Source organism: Streptomyces sp. MB09-02B (assembly GCF_033794485.1).
GTDB lineage: Bacteria > Actinomycetota > Actinomycetes > Streptomycetales > Streptomycetaceae > Streptomyces.
The window spans coordinates 1-1906 of record NZ_JARGEE010000791.1 but is presented as its reverse complement, the minus strand read 5'-3'; the positions used below and the strand labels follow the sequence as shown (position 1 = coordinate 1906).

The following is a 1906-nucleotide window of genomic DNA, read 5'->3' as shown; positions in this document are numbered from 1 at the left end:
GGTGCGGGTGGGTGGGGCTTCTCGCGCAGTTCCACGCGCCCCTGACAAGCGGGGGCTGCGCCCCACGCTTTTCGGGCCCGCCGTCCGGTCGTCTTTCGGGCCCGCAGGGGTGCCCACGGGCCCGAACCCCCGAGCTCTTCCGCGGAGCCTCAGCCCGCCGGGTGCCAACCCAGTGTCGGGCCCAGTTTCGTCGCGATGTCCGTCAGGATCTGGACATAGTCCTCGTGCTCGAACGTGAACGGCAGCGCGAACGCCACCTCGTCGATCTCGCGGAACGCGACATGCGCCCGCAACCGCTCGGCGATCTCCGCGGACGTGCCCACCAGGTCCGGCGCGAACAGGAGCCGCCCCGCCCCCTGCGGCGCCGTGGTCCGGGGCAGCCGCTTCGCCGCGTACGCCTCGTACCTGGCGCGCTGCTCCGGGCCGGCCGAGTCGGTGGGGATGACCACGAGGCCCTGGGAGACCCGGGCCCGCTCACCGTCGGGGTGGTGCGCCCGGAACTCCCGGATGTGCGCACGCTGGATCTCGGCGAAGTCCACCGGCCCGGCGGCGGCCGCCGGCTGCTCCACCTTCACCACGCTGCTGGTCAGGAAGTTCATTCCGTTCTCGCCGGCCCACCGCGCCGACCGGAGGCTGCCGCCGCCGTACCACATCCGGGCGCCCAGCCCGGGGGAGTGCGGCTGGACCCGGTCGGAGAAGACTTCGAACCCCTCGGTGCCGCTGAAGTCCGTGGCCGCCTCGCCGCGTACGAAGCCCAGCAGCCGCCGGACCCGTTCGAAGCCGAAGTCCTCCGCGTCGGCGGTGTCCGGGTAGAGCGCCGCCTTGACGGTGTCGTAGTGCATCGGCGGTCCGACGCTGACCCCCGGGTTGAGCCGGCCGCCGGACAGGAGGTCGACCGTGGCAAGGTCCTCGGCGAGCCGCAGCGGGTTCTCCCAGCCCAACGGGATGACGGCGGTGCCCAGTTCGATACGGCTCGTGCGCTGCGAGGCGGCCGCCAGGACCGCGACGGGGGAGGAGATGCCGTACTGCAGATGCCGGTGGCGCAGCCACGCGCTGTCGAAGCCGAGCCGCTCGCCCAGTTCGATGATCTCCAGCGTGGACTCGTGGCCCCGGCGCGGGTCGGCCTCGTCGAACAGCCCGATGGTCAGGAAACCCAGCTTCCGCAACGGCCTCGACGCCGGTGCGCTGACGCCGTTCTCCACGGTCTCGGGTCCGGCCATCGTCTTCTCCAAGTACTGCGGCGCGCTTCGGTGGTGGGGACGATTGTGGCAGGTGGGCTGTCGGAGACGCCGGGTGGATGCGGTCTCGGCAGCCGGCGGTGGCTGTGGTGCGGCAGGTGTGTTGCCGCCGGTGTGTTCCGTGAACGGACTTGGAGGAACGAGGAGTTGGTGCTGTTCGTGTGGCGCGGATCCGGTCACGGACCGTGCTCGTTCAGTCTTTCTGATCACGCACCGCGATCATGGGGCGCCGGGTCGGGGCGCTCGGGGGAGTGACCGGGATGATGATCCGGAAAAGTTGAGGTTTCGGGCGGCGGGTGGGGCCAGCGAAGTGCCGGATCTCTCGTACAGTTTGCGCCGTGGGATCTCTGCGCAATCCGATCGGGCCGCTTCCCTCCACCATCTACTGGCGTCGGAGGGCCGTTCTGCTGACCGTCGTCGGTCTGCTCGCGATCCTCGTCGTGTGGGTCGTCACCGGCGGGGGCGGGAACGGCGACAACGACGCGGGTGGGCCCGACGGAAAGAATCCCGCGACCTCGATCACTCCCGGGCCGTCCAGTTCCGGTCCGGCGATCAGTGAAGCGCCGGGCGGACGCGACGAGTCGGGTGACGAGTCGGGTTCCGGGGGCGACAGTTCCGGCTCCGGGGCGGGCGACGGTTCGGCGGCGGGTTCAGGCTCGGGGTCGGGT

At 71.2% G+C, this 1906-nt stretch carries 1 protein-coding gene and 1 pseudogene; one reads left to right on the top strand and one right to left on the bottom strand.

The window, feature by feature from the left end:
• Positions 1–149 precede the first annotated feature (149 nt).
• Positions 150–1220 carry an LLM class flavin-dependent oxidoreductase gene (locus tag P1P70_RS44090; protein ID WP_319248048.1) on the bottom strand — a complete coding sequence of 357 codons (1071 nt, stop codon included), beginning with the start codon at positions 1218–1220 and terminating at the stop codon, positions 150–152.
• A 356-nt stretch (positions 1221–1576) separates the two neighbouring features.
• Between P1P70_RS44090 and P1P70_RS44085 the strand changes: the two are divergent.
• Positions 1577–1906, top strand: a pseudogene (locus P1P70_RS44085) (hypothetical protein); the annotation flags it as partial.

What these genes read in the sequence shown, in the direction of transcription:
- P1P70_RS44090 (WP_319248048.1), bottom strand. Translation starts at nt 1,220, where the DNA reads ATGGCCGGACCCGAGACCGTGGAGAACGGCGTCAGCGCACCGGCGTCG.